Origin of the sequence: Streptococcus gallolyticus subsp. gallolyticus DSM 16831, assembly GCF_002000985.1 — a bacterium.
In the GTDB taxonomy this organism is placed as follows: domain Bacteria; phylum Bacillota; class Bacilli; order Lactobacillales; family Streptococcaceae; genus Streptococcus; species Streptococcus gallolyticus.
Window position 1 is genome coordinate 1,577,235 of sequence record NZ_CP018822.1, and the last position, 22,772, is coordinate 1,600,006.

Annotated in this window: 25 protein-coding genes; 5 read left to right on the plus strand and 20 right to left on the minus strand. The window is 37.1% G+C overall.

Annotated elements, in window-relative coordinates; genetic code table 11:
• Positions 1-77: 77 nt before the first annotated feature.
• Positions 78-1,727: a peptide ABC transporter substrate-binding protein gene (locus BTR42_RS07915; protein ID WP_077497151.1), complete on the minus strand. Its 1,650-nt coding sequence runs from the start codon at positions 1,725-1,727 to the stop codon at positions 78-80.
• 425 nt (positions 1,728-2,152) lie between these two features.
• Between BTR42_RS07915 and BTR42_RS07920 the strand changes: the two genes are divergently transcribed.
• Both BTR42_RS07920 and BTR42_RS07925 read left to right on the plus strand, forming a co-directional pair.
• On the plus strand, positions 2,153-2,587 hold the full coding sequence (locus tag BTR42_RS07920; RefSeq protein ID WP_077497153.1) for a MarR family winged helix-turn-helix transcriptional regulator: 435 nt from the start codon (positions 2,153-2,155) through the stop codon (positions 2,585-2,587).
• Complete coding sequence (locus BTR42_RS07925; RefSeq protein ID WP_077497155.1) at positions 2,584-3,237, plus strand: YczE/YyaS/YitT family protein; 654 nt, start codon at positions 2,584-2,586, stop codon at positions 3,235-3,237. The genes BTR42_RS07920 and BTR42_RS07925 overlap by 4 nt, the downstream gene beginning before the upstream one ends.
• A gap of 58 nt (positions 3,238-3,295) precedes the next feature.
• On the opposite strand, the gene BTR42_RS07930 is transcribed toward BTR42_RS07925, so the two are convergent.
• The 9 genes from BTR42_RS07930 to BTR42_RS13040 all read right to left on the minus strand — a co-directional run bounded on the left by BTR42_RS07930 (position 3,296) and on the right by BTR42_RS13040 (position 9,873).
• Positions 3,296-4,951 carry a SulP family inorganic anion transporter gene (locus tag BTR42_RS07930; RefSeq protein WP_077497157.1) on the minus strand — a complete coding sequence of 552 codons (1,656 nt, stop codon included), beginning with the start codon at positions 4,949-4,951 and terminating at the stop codon, positions 3,296-3,298.
• 227 nt (positions 4,952-5,178) lie between these two features.
• On the minus strand, positions 5,179-5,622 hold the full coding sequence (locus BTR42_RS07935; RefSeq protein ID WP_061459089.1) for a zinc ribbon domain-containing protein: 444 nt from the start codon (positions 5,620-5,622) through the stop codon (positions 5,179-5,181).
• A 125-nt stretch (positions 5,623-5,747) separates the two neighbouring features.
• Positions 5,748-6,596 carry an N-acyl homoserine lactonase family protein gene (locus tag BTR42_RS07940; RefSeq protein ID WP_009854509.1) on the minus strand — a complete coding sequence of 283 codons (849 nt, stop codon included), beginning with the start codon at positions 6,594-6,596 and terminating at the stop codon, positions 5,748-5,750.
• Between the two features lie 95 nt (positions 6,597-6,691).
• The gene (locus BTR42_RS07945; RefSeq protein ID WP_061459719.1) at positions 6,692-7,234 is read right to left on the minus strand and encodes a TetR/AcrR family transcriptional regulator; all 543 of its coding nucleotides are present in this window, start codon (positions 7,232-7,234) and stop codon (positions 6,692-6,694) included.
• 116 nt (positions 7,235-7,350) lie between these two features.
• The gene (locus BTR42_RS07950) at positions 7,351-7,815 is read right to left on the minus strand and encodes a nucleoside deaminase (RefSeq protein ID WP_077497159.1); all 465 of its coding nucleotides are present in this window, start codon (positions 7,813-7,815) and stop codon (positions 7,351-7,353) included.
• Positions 7,816-7,932: 117 nt separating this feature from the next.
• Positions 7,933-8,382 (minus strand): GNAT family N-acetyltransferase, encoded by a 450-nt coding sequence (locus BTR42_RS07955; protein WP_077497161.1) that lies wholly within the window; start codon positions 8,380-8,382, stop codon positions 7,933-7,935.
• 32 nt (positions 8,383-8,414) lie between these two features.
• Positions 8,415-8,825, minus strand: a complete 411-nt coding sequence (locus BTR42_RS07960) for a GNAT family N-acetyltransferase (protein WP_074657621.1) — start codon at positions 8,823-8,825, stop codon at positions 8,415-8,417.
• A gap of 51 nt (positions 8,826-8,876) precedes the next feature.
• Positions 8,877-9,344, minus strand: a complete 468-nt coding sequence (locus tag BTR42_RS07965) for a GNAT family N-acetyltransferase (RefSeq protein ID WP_077497163.1) — start codon at positions 9,342-9,344, stop codon at positions 8,877-8,879.
• 235 nt (positions 9,345-9,579) lie between these two features.
• Positions 9,580-9,873 (minus strand): transglutaminase domain-containing protein, encoded by a 294-nt coding sequence (locus BTR42_RS13040; protein WP_237394391.1) that lies wholly within the window; start codon positions 9,871-9,873, stop codon positions 9,580-9,582.
• Here BTR42_RS13040 and BTR42_RS12915 point away from each other — a divergent pair.
• Positions 9,795-10,001, plus strand: a complete 207-nt coding sequence (locus tag BTR42_RS12915) for a hypothetical protein (protein WP_237394394.1) — start codon at positions 9,795-9,797, stop codon at positions 9,999-10,001. The two genes, BTR42_RS13040 and BTR42_RS12915, sit on opposite strands and share 79 nt — an antisense overlap.
• 36 nt (positions 10,002-10,037) lie before the next feature.
• On the opposite strand, the gene BTR42_RS07975 is transcribed toward BTR42_RS12915, so the two are convergent.
• The 10 genes from BTR42_RS07975 to BTR42_RS08015 all read right to left on the minus strand — a co-directional run bounded on the left by BTR42_RS07975 (position 10,038) and on the right by BTR42_RS08015 (position 19,422).
• The gene (locus BTR42_RS07975; protein ID WP_077497165.1) at positions 10,038-10,967 is read right to left on the minus strand and encodes an AEC family transporter; all 930 of its coding nucleotides are present in this window, start codon (positions 10,965-10,967) and stop codon (positions 10,038-10,040) included.
• A 92-nt stretch (positions 10,968-11,059) separates the two neighbouring features.
• Positions 11,060-11,947: a CPBP family intramembrane glutamic endopeptidase gene (locus tag BTR42_RS07980; protein ID WP_077497167.1), complete on the minus strand. Its 888-nt coding sequence runs from the start codon at positions 11,945-11,947 to the stop codon at positions 11,060-11,062.
• Positions 11,948-11,979: 32 nt separating this feature from the next.
• Positions 11,980-12,441 (minus strand): GNAT family N-acetyltransferase, encoded by a 462-nt coding sequence (locus BTR42_RS07985; protein ID WP_077497169.1) that lies wholly within the window; start codon positions 12,439-12,441, stop codon positions 11,980-11,982.
• A gap of 29 nt (positions 12,442-12,470) precedes the next feature.
• A complete protein-coding gene (locus tag BTR42_RS07990) occupies positions 12,471-12,989 on the minus strand; it encodes a hypothetical protein (protein WP_077497171.1) in 519 nt (172 codons plus the stop codon).
• A gap of 296 nt (positions 12,990-13,285) precedes the next feature.
• Complete coding sequence (locus BTR42_RS07995) at positions 13,286-13,759, minus strand: GNAT family N-acetyltransferase (RefSeq protein WP_077497173.1); 474 nt, start codon at positions 13,757-13,759, stop codon at positions 13,286-13,288.
• A gap of 305 nt (positions 13,760-14,064) precedes the next feature.
• Entirely contained in the window at positions 14,065-15,846 is a 1,782-nt protein-coding gene (locus BTR42_RS08000; protein ID WP_077497175.1) for a recombinase family protein, read from the minus strand.
• Between the two features lie 53 nt (positions 15,847-15,899).
• The gene (locus BTR42_RS12995) at positions 15,900-16,049 is read right to left on the minus strand and encodes an SHOCT domain-containing protein (protein WP_331852233.1); all 150 of its coding nucleotides are present in this window, start codon (positions 16,047-16,049) and stop codon (positions 15,900-15,902) included.
• A 254-nt stretch (positions 16,050-16,303) separates the two neighbouring features.
• Positions 16,304-16,528, minus strand: a complete 225-nt coding sequence (locus BTR42_RS08005; protein ID WP_077497177.1) for a helix-turn-helix domain-containing protein — start codon at positions 16,526-16,528, stop codon at positions 16,304-16,306.
• Between the two features lie 169 nt (positions 16,529-16,697).
• Entirely contained in the window at positions 16,698-18,086 is a 1,389-nt protein-coding gene (locus BTR42_RS08010; RefSeq protein ID WP_077497179.1) for a PTS transporter subunit EIIC, read from the minus strand.
• Positions 18,087-18,093: 7 nt separating this feature from the next.
• Complete coding sequence (locus BTR42_RS08015; protein WP_077497181.1) at positions 18,094-19,422, minus strand: glycoside hydrolase family 32 protein; 1,329 nt, start codon at positions 19,420-19,422, stop codon at positions 18,094-18,096.
• A gap of 153 nt (positions 19,423-19,575) precedes the next feature.
• Here BTR42_RS08015 and BTR42_RS08020 point away from each other — a divergent pair, with 153 nt between their 5' ends.
• Together BTR42_RS08020 and BTR42_RS08025 are read left to right on the plus strand one after the other, a co-directional pair.
• The gene (locus BTR42_RS08020; protein WP_077497183.1) at positions 19,576-20,421 is read left to right on the plus strand and encodes an AraC family transcriptional regulator; all 846 of its coding nucleotides are present in this window, start codon (positions 19,576-19,578) and stop codon (positions 20,419-20,421) included.
• Positions 20,402-22,591, plus strand: coding sequence for an alpha-galactosidase (locus tag BTR42_RS08025; protein WP_077497185.1), 2,190 nt, complete (start codon positions 20,402-20,404; stop codon positions 22,589-22,591). Before BTR42_RS08020 ends, BTR42_RS08025 begins: the two co-directional genes overlap by 20 nt.
• Positions 22,592-22,772: the final 181 nt, after the last annotated feature.

The window sequence follows — 22,772 nt, forward strand, 5'->3', positions numbered from 1 at the left end:
CTCCAACTATTGCTCTTAGAATCTTACATATAAAGTAAAAAACAAGGTTGAACTAATCTCAACCTTGTCTTTGATTATTAATCTTTGTAAGCGTAAGTGAAATCTACTGTCAAACCAGTTGAATTGCGGACAAGTCCTTTGATTGAAGGATTTTGTAGCCATTCAGTACTACGGAAGTAGATTGGATTGTAATGAGCGCCGTCGTAAAGGGCTTTTTCAGCAGCTTTGTAATCGTCAGCGGCTGCATTTGTATCCAAAGCATCTGTTGTAATGGCTTTGTTGTATGCTTCATCGAATTCCGAACTTGACACTTTACCATAGTTGTATGCTGAAGTTGATGAGAACAATCCATAGAATGTAGAACCTTCTGGATAGTCACCACCCCATGACACAAGAGCGACTTCAAAGTTTTGGTTTTTAGTATCTTCAAGACGTTGTTTGAAGGTAACGAATTTCTCTTCAATCTTCAATCCTGGTAGAGCATCTTCCCAACTTTGTTTGATATAGTCAACAGCTGCTTTGGTAACAGCATCATCAGAATCTGCTGTAATCGTTAATGTGATTGAGTCAGTTCCTAATTCAGCCAAGCCTTCTTTGAACAATGTTGCTGCTTCATCTTCATCATAACTATATCCTGGTGAAACATATTCTGAAAGGTCTGTGCCGTCTGTCAACTTAGCTAGACTTGGTGTAACAAGTGATGTTGCTGGTTTAGAACCTGTATCAATAGCTGCTTCGACAACACCTTGGCGGTCAGTTGCCAAGTTAAGTGCTTGACGAATTTTAGTGTTAGCTAGTGACGGAACTGAGCCAGTTTCGTTATAAACCATGTAAGTTAAACGAGCTTCTTGAACAGCAACGGCATCTTCATTGCTCTTATTAGCAGCATAGATAGATGATGTTGCTGAAATATTAGCCGTATCTAGCTCACCATTTTTGTACATTTGAACAGCTGTGTCTGCTTTTTTAATCGCTTGAACATTTACAGTTTCAGTTTTGACATTGTCAGCATCCCAATAGTATTTATTTTTTACCAACTTGAAGCTACCGTCACTACCGTTCCAATCTTCAACAGTATATGGGCCTGAGTAGATTTGGTCATCTGATGTTGTTCCATAATCACTGCCTTCTTCTTCAACGAATGATTTTTTCTGTGGCATAAAGTTAGCAAAAGCAAGATAGTATTTGAACTGTGGACATGGGCTTGTCAAAGTAAATGTGATTGTATTGCCATCAGCTTTAACACCTAATTGACTAAGGTCAGTAATTTCACCTGAATTAATCTTATCGGCATTTTCAAGATGAGACTCTACTGCCAAATAAGCATATTCAGAAGCTGTCGCTGGATCAACGATACGTTGCCAAGTGTAAACAAAATCATCTGCTGTCAAATCACTGCCGTCTGACCATTTGAGATCATCACGTAAAGTAGCTGTATAAGTCAACCCATCATCTGAAATCTCAACGCTTTTTGCCAAATCTGGTTGTGGGGCACCATTTTCATCTACACGAAGCAGGTTACTTGATGAATTTCCGATAGCAAGCGCTGAATATTGATCGGTATTTTTTGAAATATCTAGTGTTAAAATTTCAGTTGGTGTGTACCAATTAATCTCGTTACTAGATGACGATGATGAACTACTGTTTCCACATGCGGCTAAAAGAGCAGCTGACGCCAAACTAACTACTCCCAAACCAACACGCTTCCAAGTTGATTTAAACTCCATAATGGTTCCTCCTAACCATAACTTTCTTTCAGTATGTTAAGTATTATAACACACCGTTTTTGAAAAATACAGAAAATTTTAAAATTAATAAATATTTCAAAAAGTGTTTTTCTGAAAGAAAAATGAAAGAAAAATAGACTTATTTCATAAGAAAATCAGCCTATATTCCCTAAAAAGATAGTTTTTAAGAGCTTCTAAAAATAACTAGCTATCATTTTTACGAAATATTAAAAGTCATTTATCCCTGCTGCTGCTTTGAAACTGCTGAAATAATCTGACATCATTTTTATCATAAATACAATAGTTTGCATGATATGTCATTTGAAAACACTTACTTTCAGGATATGGTTAACAGTGCAATCTTTTTGTGTTATACTAAGAATGCTTATAATAAGAATTCTTAGTATTTTACTAAAGGAGGTTACATGACATTACATTATCAACTAATGCGCACCCATACAGCGCTTGGGCGTCGCATTTTTGCGAGAGCACAAAAAGAGCTTGGTTTGTCATCTGGTCAACCCAAAGTGCTTGATGCCCTTCTTGAAAATGAGGGAAGCGACCAGAAAACATTAGCCAAACTCTGTGAAATCGAGCAAGCAACGCTCGGAAATATTATTATGCGAATGGAAGAAAATGGGCTTGTTGAACGTCGGCAAAAAGCTGGCAATCGTCGTTCTTTTTATGTTTATCTGACAGAACACGGAAAGACTGTTGCTGAACAAATGAAAGTCATTTTCGACGAAGAGGATACCAACGCTCTCCAACTCCTATCAAAAGACGAACAGCAATTAGCTGAAGAATTACTTGATAAGATTTGGCAAGGTATCGATAATATTTCTGGAGGTGATAAAGCATGAGAGATCACCTTTCCAAACGACTTATCATGTATTTTCTTGGGCTTTTCACAATGACAATCGGGGTTGCCTTATCTGTTAAGTCTAACCTTGGGGTGTCACCCGTTAGCTCAATCCCCTACACGATGACTTGTATTTGGGGAATTGAAATGGGGAAAGCAACGATTATTTTCCATTGTTTTTTGGTTTTGTTGCAAATGATTTTGCTTAGAAGAAATTTTAAACCTATTAATTTGCTCCAAATTCTTGTCGGTATTGTTTTTGGGTATTTTACAACATTTTGTAACTGGGGTGTTTCTTTCTTACCGACTCCTGAAAATTTGGTGATTCGTCTATTGATGATGTTAATTTCAACTGTTATCATTGCTTTTGGGATTTTCATGTATTTACCACCTAATATCATGCCACTTGCTGGTGAGGGGGCAATGAAAGCTGTCTCTGATGTTACTGGTATCGCTTTTCCAAAGGTCAAAGTCGGCTTTGATATTACAATGGTTGTCATTTCCTTGATTTCATGCCTTATCTTTATCAAAGGCTTGGGAAGTGTGGGAATCGGCACAATTGTTGCGGCTTTTCTAGTCGGCTCGATTCTTAACGTTATTGAAAATTTCCTTGGCAACTACCGTGATAAATGGCTAGGAATAAAAAATTAGATAACCAACCAAAAAAAGGTCGGCAGAATCATATCTGCTGACCTTTATCTATATAACCTTAAGCGAGGCTTGCTGCGCGTTTAAGGGATGCATCGATATTTTCGCAAAGGTTTTCTTGACCGACTTTTTCAATAAACCCTGCTTTTTCCATAACGTGGTAAGGTTGTTTGTTAACGTGAGAAAGAATCAATGTCATGCCACGTTTTTGGCAAATTTCTAGTGTTTCTTCGAGTGCTTCTAATCCTGAAATATCCATGGCAGGAACGTTACGCATGCGAAGAATCAAGACATTTTTACCTTCTTCATGGTTAAAATTAAGGAAGTCATTTGCGGCACCAAAGAACAATGAACCAAAGATTTCGTAAACGACGGTGTTGTTTGGCACGTGTTTCAAATCAGTATTTTCAGAAAGTTCATTATCATCAAGGCTGTCTTTATCGACCCATTGGCGAACAGCTGCTACATCTGACATACGTTTTAGGAACAAGAAAGCTGCTAAAACCATGCCAAATTCGATAGCTACGACGAGGTCGAAGAATACTGTCAACACAAGTGTAATGACCAAAACAGCAATATCACTCTTAGGTGCTTTTTTAAGCATATGAACAAATGTGCGCCAACCGCTCATGTTGTAAGCCACCATAATCAAGATTGATGCTAAACAACTCATTGGAATCAGTGATGCATATGGCATTAAGAACAACAAAATCAAAAGAAGAGTCACGGCGTGCATCATACCAGCGATTGGGGTACGTCCACCATTTTTAACATTAGCTGCTGTACGTGCAATGGCACCTGTTGCAGGAATACCACCAAACAAAGCAGACATCATGTTACCAACACCTTGTCCGACCAATTCGGCATTTGAACGATGATGACTACCAATCATCCCGTCAGAAACCACACATGATAAAAGTGATTCAATAGAAGCCAAAATCGCAATGGTAAAGGCTGGTGAAATCATTTGACGGATAAGACCGAATGATAATTGCGGCATTGTAAATGTTGGAAGCCCAGCCTTGATAGTGTACAAATCACCGATTGTTTTGACAGATGAGATGTGCCCCAAACCAACAATGGCTGTTGTGACAATAATCGCGACCAGTGAACCCGGGATTTTTTGAGAAACACGTGGCCAGAAGATTTGGATTAGTAAGGCGATCAAACCAATCAACAACGTTGGCCAATGAATAGTATTGATATGTTGTGCATAAGCTATCATTTTTTCAGCAAATTCTGCTGGAACAGCACCCATGCTCAATCCGAAGAAATCTTTAAGTTGCCCAACCAAGATTCCGACAGCAATTCCCAAAGTAAAACCAACTGTGATTGTTTTAGGGATGAATTTAATCAAATCACCGAAGTGTAATAACCCCATGACAATCATCATGATACCAGCTAAGAATGTTGCAATGGTAAGACCTGCCATACCATATTGTGCAATAATTCCATAGATGATAACAACGAATGCGGCTGTCGGTCCACCGATTTGGACACGGCTACCTCCTAAAAATGAAATAAAAAAACCTGCAACAACAGCAGTATAAAGACCTTGTTCTGGATTAACACCTGACGCAATCGCTAAGGCAATTGACAACGGTAAGGCAATGATTGCCACAATAATCCCTGCAACAAGGTCTTTTGCAAACTGCGCACCCGTATAATTCTTAAGAGTACTGAACAGTTTAGGTTTAATATACTTAAAAGCGTCCACTTTTTTCCTCCTAAATTTATTTGTTCTCAGACGCTTACGAGAACTTCACAATACCATTTTATCACACAAAAAATGAAAACTCTAGGTCTCTTGGGATAAAAAAGGCTGTTATTTGGGATTTTTTGCCGTTTTATGGCATGGATTTGCTTCTTGGAATCAAAAAATATCCCAGAGGATAAATGTAAGTGCTACACGCGCCTATATCCCCTGAGACGTATTTCAATATTTTATTTCCAATGTTTCAATTGTGACAAATAAGCATCAAATTGCAAACGACGTTCCTCATCAGAAAGATTGTCAGGATTTGGCATATTTGCCACTAGATAATCAAGTAATGAGTCTTTTGTCGTGTAAACAAACGCACCGTCTGCATAGCACCATTTGCAATAATCTTCGTTGAAGTTCCCATCTGTCTCACGACTGATGACCTCATCTTCTGTCAAAGGCATGCCACAACATTGACAAATCAGCTGACGCGGTGAGCCAAGCAGGGTGTTAATCGATACATTAAATTCTTTTGAAAGCAATTTTAAGGTATCCGTATTTGGTTGTGTCTCACCTGTTTCCCAACGACTAACCGCTTGCCTCGTCACCAAAACACGCGCTGCTAATTCTTCTTGCGTTAACTGATATTTGTCACGCAAATTTTTCAATACTTCTTGAATCTCCATAATAATAATCTCCTTTTAACGTCTTCTTTTTCATTATGCCATAAAATCCCACTTTGACAAGCAACTCGCTGTTACTATTGGGGGCGTTCCATTAACTTTTCTATAATTGGGGGATTCCTTATTTCTTAAAATTCAATAACATGGGGTTGAATATCTGAATCGTGATTTGCCAAAGATTCAATACAATTAGGGTCTAAACTTTGTTCTCTAATCCAAGCTAACGACTGACGTTGTTTTTCTCTGTCGGCAGCAATACCTGATGTAATCATTTGTTCCCAACTTTTTGTCGCATAACCGCCATCTGAAAATAATAGGACAAATTTGCCTTCGTCATTTTTAACTTTTACAGCAAATAAGCCATCTGCATGCCCTGGGATACTAATTAATTCAATCGAACCATCACCCAGCAAGTCATAAGATTTTGAAAATGCTCCTTGAGTGTCATTCCAATCAAAGGCAGTAAGATTAACGCCTTCCCACCAAGTTTTTCGATAACGGACTCTATTCGTTAATTTTTGAGCAAATGCCACTTCGTCAGCTGATACCAGAAATTTTTTAGCGTTGCTTACTTGTTTTAAACCATTAGCATGGTCACAATCAAGATGTGTCAAAAGCACCGCATCAAGGTCTGAATCTTTGATTCCTAGCTTTAATAGTTGTTCATCAATACATTGTCCCAACCCAACTTTTCCTTGATTAATTTTGTAAAGTAATCTACTATCTAGTGATTTTATTTGTGCTTTTTTATCAAAAACACCGTTCGGGCTCATGTCTCGTGACCAGCCAGTATCAACAAGAAACGTTCCTTTTGGGTGTTCAATTAGATATGAAGAAACAGGAAGCCAAATGCGGTCTTCTTTTTTGCCAAAGATACCTGATGCTTCAATCACACTACAGTCATCTCCACCAAAAGGTAATTTGGGAGCGACACAAACTTCACCAGTATGAAAAACATGAATTTTAATTTTTCCCATAAGACTATTCCCTCCCTTATTGGGTAACTAACTTTTATTGGCTTTATTATAAAACAAAGACTGTTTCATTCACACTACACAAATGACAAATGTGTTCAAAGTTCTAAAAGTTTTACGATAGATTCGAGAGCTTGAGCAATCAACTTTTTCATTTCTTCGGTATTAACCTTGCTTGGATTTTGCATCCAGTAAGAATAAGCACTAATCGTTGCAGAAGCAAGCATTTCAGCTATCAAATCATAATTTGGTAAGGAAATTTTATCAGGATAACGTTTTTTAAAATTTTGTTTAATGGCTGCTTTCCATTTATCAATAAACCTAAGATTTGGCTGACGAATTAGAAAAGTATCGAAAGTGTCCCAATGTGCTTGAATGTAACATTGCGTTGCATCAAGAAATTCAGCAAAAATCATTTTTTCAATATCACCATCAGCAATCTCATTGACCACATTTAGCAACCCCATTATCAAATTATCCTCAATTTCTGCCTTTAGGTCATCAAGATTGTCATAATAGGTATAAAATGTTGTCCTAGCTATTGGAACAGCAGCACAAAGGTCTTTTATTGTCATCATTGCATAGTCCTTTTGAGCGTACTGGCGCACAAAAGTTTGCTGAATATTCTCTTTGGTATCCATTAGACTGCTCCTTTACTTTTATTCGCTAAATTCTAAAAAGCTATTAGTGATATTATAACATTTTAAGTAAAATAGACTGCAGTTAGTGAGCCACAGTCTGATTGGTATTTGTTCCATTAGTAAAGGTTATGTGTCATCTCTTGATAATCTTTGAAGAGTTTTAAGCACTCATCGTGGTTTAATTGAACGAGGTAATCTTTGGGGAGATTTTTTCGTCCGCCCATGAGTTCGTCAAAACGTTGGTCACGAAAGCCAATCATGGCATTGTCAGCAATGGTGCAACCATAATAAACCTTGTCAATATTTGCCCAGAGGCACGCAGCCAAACACATTGGACAAGGTGCACCAGTTGTAAATAAAGTTGTTCCTGATAAATCATGTGTGCCAAGTTTTTTACCAGCTTTACGAATTGCCGTCACTTCTCCGTGAGCTGTTGGGTCATGATGAGCTAGAACCATATTGTGACCGCTAGCAACAATCTCACCGTTTTTTACAATCACAGAACCGAAGGGACCACCGTCACCTTTTTTAATACCGTCATAAGCTTCTTGAATCGCTTTTTGCATGTAATCTTCAAGCATTTCAAACACGCTCCTTTCACTATTAATATAGCAAAAAATCTAATTTGTAACCATTTTTAGACAATTTACAAGGTGATTAGATATTAAGCAATTAATATTTTCAGTAAATACCACTCTTCACACTTCCTCTCTTGTTAGCATGACAAGATACTCTGTTGTTCCTTCTTCAAATTTCTTTGTGTCGGTTAAGTGAAAGCCATGTGCCTCGTAAAAACGAATGGCATCTTGATTTTTTTCAATTGCCCACAAAAAGGTAATCGGATAATGTGCCTTAGCGTATTCAATCAAGGCAGAGCCAATGCTCTGATTTTGGAAAAAGTAGTCAACATACAGTTCGACAATTTCATTTCCCTCTACACGAATGAATCCCTTGACAATCCCGTCATCATAAACCAAAATATTGTCAATAATGCCTTCGTCAATGTATTGCTTCGCAACTGAAATCACTTGTAGCTCACCAAATGAAAAGTCATCATCTTGAAAAATCGGACGGAATTTTATTCTTTTTACAAAGACAAGGATTTCCGCAATTCGTGAAATATCCTCTTTTCTCGCTTTTCTTATCATATTTTCTCCTTTTCAATCATTAATACTAAAAACTAAGTCCATAAGGATGTGATAAAAAGCGGTGAGCAATCTTCACTTTTAACAAAACCACAGTTTTCATAAAAGTTAATTTCTTTATTATATCCAATCACTGCAATCCGCATGAAAGATTTGTATTTTTCCTTTACCATCTGAATCAATTTTCTACCGATAGCATGTCCTTGATAGTCTGGATCAACAAGTAAATAGTGAATATAGGCATTCATCACCCCATCATCCATGACACAAATCATCCCTATTAATTTATCCCCATCCCAAGCCGAATAAACGGTTTTAAAATTCTGCATGGCAAGGACTAATTTTTCAGGAAAATGACCAGATGACCATTCCACCGACAGAAACAAACGTTCTAGATCACTACATTTAAAATTTTGAATAGATTTATAATCAATATTTGTCACCATTTGATATCCTCTTTTCTTTATTCAGCTGTGGCTATGATAGCACCACACGCCTTAATCTTTATTATAATATTGCATTTCGTCTTGCATTTGACAAAAGCCGTAATTTTCATAGAGCTTTCTTCCTATTTGGGTAGCTTCAAGCGTAATATGGTCAATGCCTCGTTCTTTTGAATCGGCGATTAGTAAATCTAGCAATTTTGTTGCTATTCCTTTTCTGCGGTGTTCGGGTGCGACATACATATTCATGATATAAGCTTTTTTGCCACTTGGATTATGATAAGTCGGCATGACCTGATAATATGACACGGCGCCAGCACCGATGACATTATCATCGGCATTATAAACAAGAAAAGCAGTATGATTATCACTAGCCAACGCTTCTTGGTAATAAAGTCTTGACGACTTCTCAACTTCCTTCATATCGACTGATAGGTCTAATTGGTTGGCTGAACGCAGAACATTTACTCTGGTGGAAACAAGGATTTCCAAATCTGATAAACTTGCTTTTTTAAACTTCATTTTAACTCCTTAATGTCATTGCTTAAGCTGTCTGGCAAATGATGCAAATACATATCGATAGCATCTGTGCTATGTTCAAGGACTGTCATCAAGCCTTGGTCTGGATTAGCATGATTGTCATGATAATCAATTTCACCCTCGGCATTGGGATAAAAAGCTAATTTTTCCTCATCAAGTGAAAACTCTGCATGAACATTCTTCTTGTTTCCTCTAGCATCTAAGCGCAGCCATTTTCCTAAAGAATCAAGATAAGCGGTATTAAGGGCGTGAATGCAATAGCCCGTGTCTGGAGTCGAGCCAAGAGTATCAAGCGCTGATAAGAAAAGCCTGACGGGATCCCGTTCGCACGAAGAAGGGCTGCTAAAAGATTGGCTTTTGCCCAACAAATACCGACACCCTCGCGCAGACAATCACTAGCCGATACTGTCACTCTGCTATCTTGAACATCCCATGAATGTGAAATCTTATCTCGCACAAACTGAAAGGTGTTTTTTACCAAGTCAATCTCGTCACTACTCTCCTTTTTCAACTGACGTGCTTGTTGTTGAATCTTTGGATGATCATAATCAACATACTTTGTTGCTTCTAAATACGCTTGGTTCATGCACATTTCCCTTTGAATTATCAGAATATTATGGTAATAGTATTTTAACATAAAAAAACTGCCGTTACAATGAACGACAGGTATGTTTGTTATAAAATCGCCATTAGCAAACTTACGATAGGTAAGGTGATTAGGCAGGCGATTGTTGTCATCATGATTGCACAGACGGCATAATCACCGTCAGACCCATTGGCTTCAGCGAGCATTGGCACGAGTTCAATTCCTGGTAGCGCAGCCATATAGGCAATGGTAGCTGACATGTCTTCTGGCAATCCTAGTTGTGCCATGACAAAGAAAGCAACAACTGGAATAGCAATCATTTTAACGATAATACCAGCGTATAATTCACCACACTTAAGGACTGGTTTTAGATTTGCTGAGCAAAGAACACCACCAATATAAATAAGGGCAAGTGGCATTGATGTGCTTCCAATGGTGTTAAGAACGGATTCAGCAATAGTTGGAACGGGAATTCCCACTACTATGAAAATGACGGCTAAGACAATAGCGACAAGTGGTGGAGAGACCAGATTTTTTAGCGTTGCCAAAGAAAAGCCTTCTTTTGCTTGACTGGCTGGCTGTGTTAAGGTCACTCCGTATGTCCAAAAGAATAATTGATCGACAATGGTAAAGACTGACACGTACAAAATTGCTGTATCTGGATAAATAGCCGCAACTAGCGGAATTCCCATGAAACCAATATTCCCAAAGACAAAAGATGCTCTGTAAATCTTCTGACGATTGCCTTTTAAGCCAAATACTTTTTCAATACAGATATTGACAAGCACCAAAGCGATATAAAGTGCAATGCCGACAGGGACAATAATCAAACTCTGCATCAGTGACTGTCTGGTCGCACTCGTCACAGCATTAATAAAAATATAACAAGGAAGCGCGATTTTCATAACAAGTCCAGAAACACCTGCTAATGACGCTTCTTCTAATATCCTTAATTTTACAGCCAACACGCCCACACAAATCAAAATCAAAAAAATCCCAATCTGCGTCAGCACTATCATAAATTGTTCCAATGTCTTACTAAACCTTTCTTTAAATACATTTATTTAACGGTAAAACGACTAGTGCGCCTTAACCTAGAAGACGACATTAACTAGTTTTGTTTTGATTTGAAAAACAGAAACATAGCAAAGATAAACAGAGGTATTCCAGATACTATTCCAATAAGAGCTGGACCAAGCAAAGTCATCGCTCCTGTGTTCACAACACAAACCATTAAAGGAAGGAGCGTAACGGCATTAATCGCACCATGGCAAATTGCTGGAAACCAAATTGATTTACTCTTTTCATAAACCCAGTCACATAATATGCCTGAGGTAACCGTGAAAATACAGAAAATCAGCATTCCTACAATCGGAAAACCTGGATAGTCAGTACCATATTCATAGCCGATCAGTCCGATAATTGGCCAATGCCAGATTCCCCAAATAATACCTCCAAGTAATCTGCCCTTATTTTTTCCATATTTTGCTTTCAATTGAGGATACAAGAAACCTCGCCAACCAACTTCCTCACCAATCGCTAACATGGCATTTATCACTGGAGCATAGGTTATACAGGCAAAAGTATTTATCAAAACTAAGAGAGGATAGCTGATTCCTTTTGCTTGCAGCTGAGCAAGAGCCTCTTTTCCATTATAAGAAGCCGCATAATACTGACCACTCAAATCAAACTGTTTTGGGAAAATCATAAAATAAAGTATCGCACCCAAAACCGTTAAAAGCAATGGAGCAAACCAAGTAATCAAGAATACTTTAGCATTTCCTTTAAATTGAAATTTCCACCCCAAACCTTTTAGATGATGTTTTGTTAACAGCACTCCTAACAAAGGTGTGAACATCATTATAGAAAGTAGTAACTGCACAAACAGCGTGTTTCCCATATGATAAACAATAGCAACAACTATCTGCATTAGCCATGCTAATGCAAATGTCCATAATAAATACCGTTGTACTTCTTTTCGTGAATATCCCTTATTCATAATAATCACTCCCTTTTACGTTATCAATAGCATCACTCTAACGCCATGACATATATTTGACATGGGTTGCAGTCATCCCACAATGTCGGAAACACTTCAAATTCCTTAAAACCAAGTGAAAGATAGAAACGATTTGTGCTATCATAACTATCGTATTTTCCCATTTGAACCGTTTTGACTTGAAGAAAAGTGTAACCTTTTTCGGTAGCAATCTCTTTAGCTTTCAAAACAAGAGCTTTTCCAACACCCTGTCGGTGATATTCTTTCAAAACTCCCATTACAAATAGCTCAACTGTATCTCTTCCAGTTTCTTTCAAATAAACAAAACCAACTGGGTGTTTTTTATCATAAGCAGCTATAAATGGGCACTTTGCACTTTCTTTGATGTAGTTCTCACGCGCTTCAGAAATCCCAAACCATTCAGGCAAAGCTCCTAAAATAAAATGTGTTATATCTTGTTTCTCAGTATCATCAATTATTTCTTTGAGTTTCATTGTATTTTTAAAATTTTGAAACAGACTTCCTAATCAATTCTGCCACTTTTAGCTAATTTCATAGCGTCCGCAGTTAAAAAAGTTCTACGAATCATTGTTTCAATGTAGCGCTCCATAAGTTTTTCATCATCAAGAAACAACGTAAAAAATCTTAATGTCCTTGTTTGATTAAACCAAACGATTTTTATTGGTACTTTTAAGGTTTTACTTTCTCCACCGACTGCCAAACTTGATTGTTCATCTTTCAACTCTTGCATTTTAAAAAAATCATTTTCATTCTGACGAAAATTTTCGATACATTCAATCTCTTTAGAACCAGGTAGTGAACTGTAAGTAATGGTAGAAATATTCATTAAATCAGCCTTGTTCATATAACTAGCCCAATCAACCATGCCTTTCCAACCATAACCACGAGCAGCTAACAAAACGTCATACTGATGCCAAGCTTCTTGACTACAATGACGAATCTCTTTAATGTAACTTTCATCATCTAAAACATCACTAGAAGTCAACCTCTTCTTTTTCTTGAAAAAATCAAGTAGTCCCATAAAATCCCCCTTCATAAATCTTAAAAATCTTCATAAACAACTTACCTTAAAAATCAAATGCAAGCTAAACTTTCATTCTGCGTTTTTAACTAACAAGCTAACACACTCAACGGTTCGCTGTTACCGTCTCATTTCGTCGTTAACTCCTCATTCTACGACAGCTATCGCATGGGCAGAACATCTGCTTCTACTTTCGCTGTTTCATCAGCTCGTACAAGCAGTGATACTGCCTCAACGTGATGCGTATTTTGGAGTGCGACTATCCAGTGGATAGTTGCAGCAGCTTTCCTTAAAATTCAAAAATCCAACATATAAAGAATACTATCCCTATCCGGGTACGTATACGGTATAGGAAGTTCTTCCATACTTATTATATGAAACCCAGCCCTTTCATAAAATCTATGAGATGCCGTAGCAACAGAAGGCGTATCTAAAATAATATGCTGGATATCTATTTCTTTAGCGTATTTCAGTAATGCATTATATAAAGACAATCCTACTTTCTTTGAGCGGAAATCTTTATGGACGAAAAATTTCTTTAAGATTGCGCATTGATTTTCTTTAAGCATTAACCCGATTGTTCCTACTACTTTCTCATCAGATAAGGCAATCCAAAACTCTCCTCCGTCCTGTTGATAAAACCGGCTAATATCTATCAAATCCGGCTGTTCCTGAAGTGAAAGATTGATCTTTGCTTCATTGTTCTGTATATCAAGAATAAGTGATATTATTTCATCATTATATTTTCCTTTATAAGTCTCGATTTTCATTTATAGCAACACACCTCTCATTTCTAATTGTTAGCGTCTATCTTCCTTAGCCACTAATATTTAAAAATAATTGTTATCTCAGATTTCGGCAGTAATCTGACATCTAAATCACAGCTTCAACCCTATCACAAAAACATCTAAACCACTAACTCAACCCTCTGACATCCAAACCGCCTACTCAACCCTACGGACAATTTCTTTGATATGTTTCCACAGAATGATTTTTGCGGCCATTTTCTCTCACCGCAACCGACGTCCGGATGCCCGAAAAGCCCGTAAATACTCACTTTTCCGCACTCTATCGTTCAACCCGTGACATCAAGACTACCGTCTCCACATGTGTTGTCTGTTCCTTGAGAATACAATTTTTTATCCTCGTCACTGTTTTGAGGACACAATTTATCTGGTTCTAGTTTAGCATTTTTACGTTTACTTTTAAATTTTTTACCATTCTTGTTTTGAGTTTCACCCGTTTTGAATATTATAGTTAACATTGCAGGATCAATTTCTCCGTCGCTATTTACTCCACCTACAATAATTTTCTCAACAATACTTTCAAAAACTGTACGATCAAACTCCGTAAGCATTTTCTGTGAAGATAGCGAGTGCTTAAACTCAGTTAGTCTTTTCTTTACATCAACTTCTGACTTCAATGTTGTTTCAATATTTACCTTCTCTTCTGATAGAAACTCTTTTTCTGAGGAAATTTCATTGTACTTTTCATTGTATATGGAATCGCTAATTTTCCCTTCGAGCCTTAGATTTACAAGATTCTCCTCTTTTTTTAGTAATGTTCGAAGTTTGTTTGTAATCCTTTTTAGTTCCTTGTTAAGGCTATTGTCATTCAATTCTGATTCAATTGTTTCAAGTAAGTCTGTCATTAAATTTTCATTTGAATGATAGAGTTGTCTGTAAGCTTCCATGAAAGCCCCCTCAATAGCGAGCTCTTCTAATCCTTTACTATGCTTACAAAATTTCTTTCCTTTCTTAATTGATGTAACGCAGTGCCACACAACTTTGCGATAATCTGATCGGCAGTGCCAACTTCTTCTAGATAATATTGAACCACAAAAACCACATTCTAACATGCTACTAAAAGCATACATTTTTGAATAACGTTCACGCTTGCCATTTACATTTGCAGCAGTCTTCTTATTTCCTGCTCGACGCAATCTAATCTCCTGTGCTTTTTCAAAATCTTCTTTAGATATTATAGGTTCATGATTATCTTTGATATAATACTTATCTTCTTCTCCAAAATTACTCAACCTTCTCTTACTTATTGGGTCAACTGTAAAAGTTTTCCCCATTAGAATATCACCTTTATATTTTTCATTCTTTATGATTCCTAGAACTGTTGTATCATTCCAATGTTTTAATCCTCTTGGCGATTTGTAACCAAGTTCATCAAGTTCCCTTGCAATTACTTTTCCTCCAATACCTTCTAGATATCTTTCAAAAATGTAACGAACAATTTTGGCTTCTTTTTTATTAATTGAAATCTGCTTGGTTTCTACATCATAATCATACCCTAGGCACCCTTGAAAGCCAACCAATTCTCCACGTTGCATCTTCATTTTTAATCCTTTTTTCACATGGGCAGAAGTATTTTCTACTTCTTGCTGTGCAACGGAGCTGAGAATAGTCAGAAGTAATTCTCCATCCATTGTTAGGGTATCTATGTTTTCTTCCTCAAAATATACTCCAATTTGCATATCCTTTAACATTCTGACATACTTCAAAGTATCTAGAGTATTCCTTGCAAATCTAGCAATTGCTTTTGTGACAATGTAATCTATTTCTCCATTTACACAATCATTTATTAATCGTTGAAAATCTTGTCTCTTTCCTACTTGTGTTCCTGAAATACCTTCATCTGCATAAATATCTGCCAGCTCCCAATCTGAACGCTGAGAAATATAATCTTTATAATGTCTCACCTGAGATTCATAGCTGTTCTTCTGATCTTCGCTATCAGAACTAACTCGGCAATAAGCAGCAACCCTCTTTAAGTGTCTTTCTATATTGTCGCCTCTTCGACGAACTAAAGAATCAGCTTTTATTATTTCAACATTATTTTTTTTCATACTGAATTTCCTCCTTTTGATTCTATATTACCGCGTTCAAATCAAAAGGTCAGCTATTTTGTGTACTTAATACGCAGTCTATTTTTTATTTTTTCATATTCCTTTTTAGTCAACATATTTTTGGAATATAAAAAGTTAAGCATTGAAAGTTGCATACTGTATTTTACTGCTGATTGTTCCAAAACTTTCCCTCCTGAAAACATGTTACTCTATGTTATTCTTGTGGGTATGAATGGTTAGTTCAATCATGGGAATTTCACCCGCTGTCCTTTTACGATGGCAGCCTGAACGGTCAGAAGTATCATTATCAATATTTGTGTCATGGCAGATAGGTTACCATCCTATTTTTGAATAAATGATTTTCGCTCATTTCCTGGCGCATTACATTCTATTGCTCAACAAATAAATAAAGTCCCACCTAGAATTATTCAATTGTCAATGAACAAATCAGGAGGGACTATTTTAAATTATTCTTTATTCGGTGGGGAAAGTCAGTTTGCCCCAACAAATAATCTGTACTGACATTATATAAATTTGAAAGTTTTATTAATACTTCTGCCGTTAAGATACGTTCTCCTCTCTCAATTTTTGCATAAGCAGAGTGAGTAAACGAAAGTTTTTCGGCAACGTATTTTTGAGTGAAATCATTGTCTTCTCTCAAATCCCTTAAACGTCGGTACATCAATCTTTCTCCTAAGGAAAAGTATAGAGGTTGACTCGGGAAATATTGAAAAATTGTCCTATTTGGACAATTCATTTCTGAATACAAAGCACTTCTCGAACATAATTAATCGAGAAGTGCACTTAGGTTAACTATAAGTTAGAAAAAATTATCATTAATTACTACTTATTTATAAAACTTCATCTTTTTTATAACCAAACATCCAAGTTAGGGCAAATGCAGAAGCAAATGCAATCAAGTTTGTCAGGATATAAAGTGGTAATTGTTCATTCAAGTACAGAAGTGTTCCAGGAATACCTGTCAATCCCAATCCTGTTGCTTTAAGTTGGAAAATTGATGCGAAGAATCCTCCAACGCCACCACCAATCATTGACATAATAAATGGTCTTCCAAGGCGTAGTGTAACACCAAAGACTGCAGGTTCAGTAATCCCAAGAGCTGCCGACAAGGCAGATGGATATGCTACTTGTTTCATTTTGTTTGAAACTGTCTTAATTGCAATCGCTAGAACTGCTCCTGCTTGAGCAACGTTACCACATGTCCCAACAGGATTTAGTAAGTTCCATCCGTCTTTCGCAAGCATATTAATTTCAAGAAGACTTAGAATATGATGGATTCCCAAAATACCAAGTAGTTGTCCAAAGGAACCATAAATCAAGCCACCAAGACCAAATGGTAAAGTTAATAAGAATTCTACAGCTGCAAGAACGTAAACTTCAATCTCATGAAAAACTGGGCCGATGATAAACAAACCCAAGACCAAACCACTTAAGAGAGTCAAGAATGGGCGTAAGATTAAATCAAGAGAATCTGGAATTGTCTTTTTGAGCCATTTTTCAATCCTTGTTGTAACGAGTGCAGTCATAAAGGCAGGCAATACAGATGCTTGGTAACCAACAACCTTAATAAATCCAAAGAAGATCATTGGCTCAGCTTCTCCTGCTCCCACCGCATAAGCATTAGGCAAGATAGAGTTAACCAACATTAAGCCCAATACCATTCCAAGGATAGGTGTTCCACCAAAGATATTGAATGTAGACCAAGCTACAAGTGCAGGTAAAAATGCAAAAGCTGTATCTGTCAATATTTGAGTAAATTGAATTAATTGAACTGGTACATCAGCTGGTGTCAATCCAAAAACACCAAGAACTGCTTCCTGTGTCAAGAGTCCACGTAATCCCATAAATAAACCTGTGGCAACCAGAACAGGTATAATTGGCACAAAGACATCACCAAATATACGAATTGCTCGTCTGAAGGTCCGTTTTTCTGGTTCAGCTAACTCATCGTCAACTTTAGCAGTCATTGCTTGTCCAATTAGAGGCATAAATTCTTCATAGACTTTATCAACAAGTCCTGTCCCAAGGATAATTTGATATTGCCCTGAATTATAAAAACTACCTTTTACCTTATCCAGATTTTCAATAGCTTTTACATCCACTAAATCTTGGTTTTTAGTAATGATGCGTAACCGAGTTGCACAATGTTGAGCAGACTTTACATTTTCTGCACCACCGACATATTTTAATATTTCTTTTGCTGTAGTTTTATTATCCATTTTCTTCTCAACTTTCTAATTTTGAATAGGAAAGATTCATTTGATTCGAGGAACGAATGTCACAAGAACGATTTTCTTGCTGTAAGAAATAACGTAAAGACATAACTTTCTCACCCTTGTTTATGAACAGTTCCATAGCAGAGCTGTCAATAAAAATTTGAAGTGCTGTCAGTTCCTTGAGTGGAATTGTTTTTGTATGCACCTGTTTGTCTGACCATGATTTTCTTGAAAGAATCAATTTCTGATGTTTGTATTTAAGTGTCACATTTTGGTCGAACAAGGCAAGTTCAATGCTTGATGGGCTCTTACTCCATGTCATATCAATGACAGACTGAGTAGCTAACTCCTCTGATTCATAAAGAACCGTTTCAAGCGATTCTATCGTCTTTCTACTTTGAAGAATTTCTTGGAGGGGCAGTTGGTAAAGTTTGCCATCTATCACCCTTAATTCTCTAGGCATGGTCAAACAATGGAGATAACCAAAGTCTTTTGTAGGGCAAGCCGCTTCTTCTTTAGAGTCCATACGGTTCATCCAGGCCCACATCAGCCGTCTCCCTTTGGGATCTGAAAACGTTTGAGGAGCATAGAAATCAAATCCGTCATCCATTGGTTGAATCTCACTTGTAGGATAAAATTCATTATCTCTAATATCTCCCATATAATAGGCTGAATAACTTGAAATATCTGTATCACTTCCCAAATCGCGTTGTTGCGGACAGACCAGAAGCAGAGACTCTCCATCAAGCTCAAAATAATCTGGACATTCCGCCATTTGTTCTAAATCCTTTGAAGTATAGAAGATACCTTGATAGTCCCACTCTTTACAATCAATGGATTGATAATAGGCTATCGCACCATATCCATTTTTAGTTTGACTGCCAACAATCATATGGTAACCATTTTGGTCAGACCATATCTTCGGATCACGATGGTGTTCTGTAAACTCTTTTGGTGTTTTGATAAAGGAATTACTTTTTAGAAAAGTTTTACCATCTTCACTAATAGCTTGACATTGAAGAGAACGCCGACTCCCATCAATTTTACTATTACCAGTGTAAAATAGATGCATTTTATCTTCAATTACAATAGCCGATCCTGAATAAACTCCTGACAAGTCTTTATCAGAATCTGGAAGCAAGGCACTCCCTTGATGTTTCCATCTTAATAAATCCTTTGATGTAAATAAACCCCATTCCTTATAATTATGATTGAGGTCAAAGCGATTCCATTGGTGAAATACATAATAGTTTCCTTGAAAATAGGCTAATCCATTTGGATCATTTAACAAGCCTCTGGGAGGTTCAAGGTGATAATGGTTTTTATATAGATTTTTCAAATATTACCTCCTAAATTAATAAAACGCTTTCAACTAGTTGTTGTCTATATTATATCGGATTTGTTTTAGCATTCATATAGAAAATCTAAATCAATTTATGGAAAAATCTAATATCGACTGGTTTTTTATTTCTTGTTTCGGTATACTGTAAATATGGAACACTTTCTCAAACAATACACCGATCGATTTACAGATTTTAGCAATAAACATATCTCAGACTTAATTCTCTACAGTGGTGGGATCGAGCAATGCTTGCCTAATTATTCTTATAGTTTAAAAAGTCGGGACTATCATCTTATTACCTTTGTCAGTCAAGGAAAAGGAACCTTGGAAATTGAAGAAAAGGTATACGATATAAAGGCTAATCAATTGTTTATTATTCCAGCGGGCTATTGGTTCAAGTACACAGCTGATGCTGATGAACCTTGGAGATATTCTTGGATTGGTTTTTTAGGAATAAAGTCAAACTTTATTTATCAAGCTGCAGAAAGACACCAATTTGTATATGATTGTCAGAATGCCAAACAATATGAAAATATTATTGCAACCATTCTTGAGAGTTCAGGTGATACCTTTAGTTCATTCCTAAAAATTAACGGACTGATGTATAGTTTGTTAGGTGACTTAACAGAAGAAATCGGGATTTTGAACCAGTCCACTAATCAGCAACTATCCACACTGGCTAGGCATTTTATGGATTTACACTACCATGACCCTATCCAAATGACCGATGTTGCAGAATTTGTTGGAGTTCATCCCAACTACCTCGCTACTATCTTTAAAAAGGAAACCAATACCACTCCCAAAAACTATCTGACTCATTTACGAATTCGAAAAGCTAAGGAATTACTTCTTGAAACTGGTGACTCCATCTACTATATTTCACAATCAGTCGGATTTTCAGATAGCCTCTCCTTCTCAAAATTTTTCAAAAAAGAAACGGGACTTTCTCCACTCCATTATCGAAAGGAATTTCAGCATGACACACATTCACTTTGATTCAGAAACAAATTATTTCTACATTCAAAACAGTCGAATGACCTATATTATCGAACTCTATCAGAATCGTCACTTACTTCATCGTTATTGGGGTCCACAAATTTCCAACTTTAAAGCTTGGAATCAGGCACCGAATCAAAAAAAGACATTTGCTGTCTTTAGTGATTTTGATAATCCAACCGAATCACTCGAATACTATCCTCATGAATTTTCCTTACCTTATCAGGGAGATTATATGGAACCTAGCCTTGAGCTTACCTTAGCTAATCTTTCTCAGATTGTCCATTTTCATTTCCAATCCTATAAGATTATGGAGGGGACGCCTGCATTAGATGGTTTGCCACACGCTAGAAACAATCAGGACAGTCCTGCTCAAACTTTGATAGTGACTTTTGTAGACGAACAAGCCCAACTGACAATGGAACACTATTACACCATTTTTCAGCAGCATGATATTATCCTTCGTTCCTACAAACTAATTAACCATGGAATAAATTCTGTGATAATCAATAAGTTCATGAGTTCTTCTATTGATATTCCCTTCGATAATCAAGTGCTAACAAGTTTTTCTGGCTCACATCAGGCTGAATTTCAATTGCAGAAGAAAGAAATTCATCCAGGACGCAGCATTCAGTCTACACGCAGAGGGGCTAGCGGCCCCCAGTACCCACCTTTTCTGGCTATTTCAAATGCCAACACAGATGACTTCTCAGGTGAAGTAAAGGCCATGACTCTGATATATAGTGGTGAACACGCTGAATCTGTAGAGCGTAATCAGTATGACTTTGTTCGCCTGCAAATCGGTCTAAATCCAGACAGTTTCTCTTGGAAACTCGAGCCAAATGATCATTTTCAAACACCTCAAGCCGTCCTCGCTTATAGCCAAGCTGGTTTCAATGGTATGTCTCAAGAATTTCATCACTTTACGAGAGACCATCTTGTCCCACCTCAATTCGCCAATCGATTTGCTCCAATTTTAGTTAATAGCTGGGAAATGACATACTTTGATGTCAATCATGAAAAGATGGTTTCACTAATCTCAAAAGCTGCTCAACTGGGATTCGAGGCTGTTGTTTTGGATGACGGTTGGTTCCTTGGAAGAGAGAATAGTCGTTCTTCTCTTGGTGATTGGACAGTGGATAGAGAGAAATTTCCAGATGACCTTCACCCCCTCATTCAAGCCTGTCATGAACAGGGCTTGCAATTCGGTATCTGGTTTGAACCAGAAATGATTTCGCAAAAAAGTATTCTAGCTCAAGAAAAACCTCACTGGATTGTACGCTCAAAAAACCATCCCCCTCTCTACAGTCGTCATCAGTATTGTCTAGATTTAAGCCAGATAGAAGTGCAAGATTGGTTAATTGAAACCTTATCTCAATTTATCTCAGCCTACAAGGTTGATTATATCAAATGGGATATGAATCGACATCTGGTAGAACACGAAAGTCAAAGAACTATACTAGGTAGTCCGAAGGAATTTGCCCATCGCTACATGCTGGGCCTATACCGTATTGTTGACATTATTACAAAACGCTTTCCTGACTTGTTGATTGAAAACTGTTCAAGTGGTGGTGGTCGACTTGATTATGGAATGCTCTACTATTTCCCACAGACTTGGGCAAGTGATAATACAGATGGATTTGACCGTCAGTCTATACAAGGCGGAGTAAGTTATCTATTCCACCCTTATCAAATTACTGGGCATGTTTCTGTCACTCCCAATCATCAAACCCAGCGACATACGCCATTTCAGACTCGTCTTGATTTGGCATCTGCAACCAATATGGGCTACGAATTGAATCTTCTTGAGTTTTCTGAGGAAGAAGAGAAACGAGTTGCTGAGCATATTAAGGAATATAAGCAACGACGTAACCTTATCAAACACGGTAATTTCTACCGCTTAATGTCTCCTTTTACCAATGATCAAACTACATGGCTTTTCGAGAGTCAAGATAAATCTCAGTATCAACTAATTGCTTTCAATAATATCTTCAAGGTTTCTAAACAACACTTTATATTAAAGATTCCATATCTCGACCATGATGCAAACTACGTTGACCAGTTTGGAAGAGAATTTTCAGGAGCAGAATTGGCTTACTCTGGTATTCATATTCCATTTGGAGCTAGTGATTTTCAGTCATATATTTTGGAATTGTCAGTCGTAAAATAACTTACTGTCACTACTGATTAAATGCAGAAAACGACCCCATTATGATTGCAGAATTACATGAAAAATGCTCCTCGGCGATTCCTACTATCAAATGAATAAGATACTTAACCGAGTCAAAATTCTGACTTGGTTTTTCTTATAGAAAAAAGATCTGAGATTGATTCTCAAATCTTTTCTAGTT